Annotated in this window: 1 protein-coding gene and 1 pseudogene; both read right to left on the reverse strand. The window is 42.0% G+C overall.

Annotated elements, in window-relative coordinates:
* Window positions 1–524: pseudogene (locus PAN06_RS14035) on the reverse strand (anthranilate synthase component I); the annotation flags it as partial.
* Between the two features lie 593 nt (window positions 525–1,117).
* A partial coding sequence (locus PAN06_RS14040; protein WP_269796635.1) for a pyridoxal-phosphate dependent enzyme occupies window positions 1,118–1,894 on the reverse strand: 777 nt, incomplete at its 5' end.

The raw sequence follows: 1,894 nt of genomic DNA on the forward strand, positions 1-1,894 counted from the left end.
AAATCTTCAAATTCATTTGGAGCAGGAATGCGTAATTCCTCAAGCACTTGGTTTAAGGCTTTTTCCAAGTCTTCTTGACTACGCTCACTATAGAGAGCATCCTCGATGACATGGATTTTCTCCTTCTTGTGGTCAAAGACAATGTAACTCTCATAGACGAAGAAATGCATGTCTGGCGTTCCAATGGTATCCTCAGGGATTTGACCAATTTCTTCATAGAGCGAAATCATATCGTAACCGACAAAGCCAATAGCTCCCCCACCAAAAGGTAGGTCTGAATGGTGCTGGCTCTTATGAGTTACTTCATAAAGGTAATCCAAGGGATCCCGATCAATCACTTGACCATTTTGATAAAGGACCCCATTTTCAAACTTAATCTCAAAAACAGGATTATAGGCTAGGATAGAAAAACGAGCGGTTTCCTTGTCTCTCGGAATACTCTCTAAGATAACCTTGTGTTGCCCCTTTAGGCGCATATAAGCCAAGATTGGTGATAAGACATCTCCATGAATGATTCGTTCCATTGTAATTTCCCTTCAGTTCCTTATTTTTAATTTTTATCTTTTTCTATTTCCCTTAAATAGTGCGGACGGGAGGTAAAATTATCCAGTGGATGATTTTAGAAATCCATGAAATGAAAGACCTAATTTTTGAGCTCCTCGCTCATTCATTTCTAGGCTCAGGCTAAAATAGTTCCCCGAACTATTTTACTCTCAAAAATTCCGTCCTAGAGAAGCATCTTTGCTTCTCTAGGATACCACTATGGCGGGAAACAGCTTTTAGAAACTCACTTCGTTCGTAAATATTCTATAACAACCTATTTATTGAAAATATTTAAAAAATTAATCGCAATATCTGCGGTAAATATATAAAAATCCCCACGCAAAATAACTTGCGTGAGGACGAAATTCGCGGTGCCACCTCAATTATAGGATTTCTCCTATCTCTCATTCCTGTCTCAGAAACCTCCTGTAACAGGCTGTGCGATAAAGGGCACTCCCTTGAGAATTATGTTTTCTTCTCTTGTTTCAGATGGACCCAACCTTATAGCTTTCTCTGCTTGTTTCCAGCAACCACAAGCTCTCTGTGAGAGAAAAGACTGTAATTTTTCCATCTATTATTTTTTAGCTTCTAGGTAGTCTGCAATAGCAGCTACGTCCTTGTCTCCACGACCAGAGACATTGATGATTATAATGTCGTCTTTACTTAGTTTCGGTGCACGTTTAACTGCTTCTGCGATAGCATGCGAACTTTCAATCGCTGGGATAATTCCTTCTGTCTTGCTGAGAAGGAGGAGAGCCTGAACAGCTTCTTCATCCGTCGCTGCAACATATTCCACGCGACCTGAATCTTTGAAGTAGGCGTGTTCTGGGCCAACCCCTGGATAGTCCAATCCAGCTGAGATAGAGTAAACTGGAGCCAGCTCTCCATCTTCCTTAAAGACTGCATAGGTCTTCATACCGTCAACAATTCCGATACTACCTTTTGTCATAGTAGCTGCGTGCTTGTCTGTGTCAAGTCCGTGACCAGCAGCTTCAACCCCAACCAATTTGACTTCTTCATCAGCCACATACTGAGAAAATGCACCAATAGCATTAGAACCACCACCTACACAGGCAATAACGTAGTCTGGTAAACGACCTTCTTTTTCTAAGATTTGACGGCGAGATTCTTCACTGATGACCTTTTGGAACTCGTGGACAATTGTAGGATAAGGGTGAGGACCTACAGCAGATCCCAGAACATAGAAGGCTTCAAGGTCATTCATCCATGCTCCAAAGGCTGCATCAACAGCATCTTTGAGGGTACGAGTCCCTGTTTCAACTGCGTGAACAGTTGCTCCCATCATCTCCATACGGAAAACATTGAGACGTTGACGCTCCACATCCTCTGC

The organism is Streptococcus sp. SM3 (assembly GCF_027497875.1).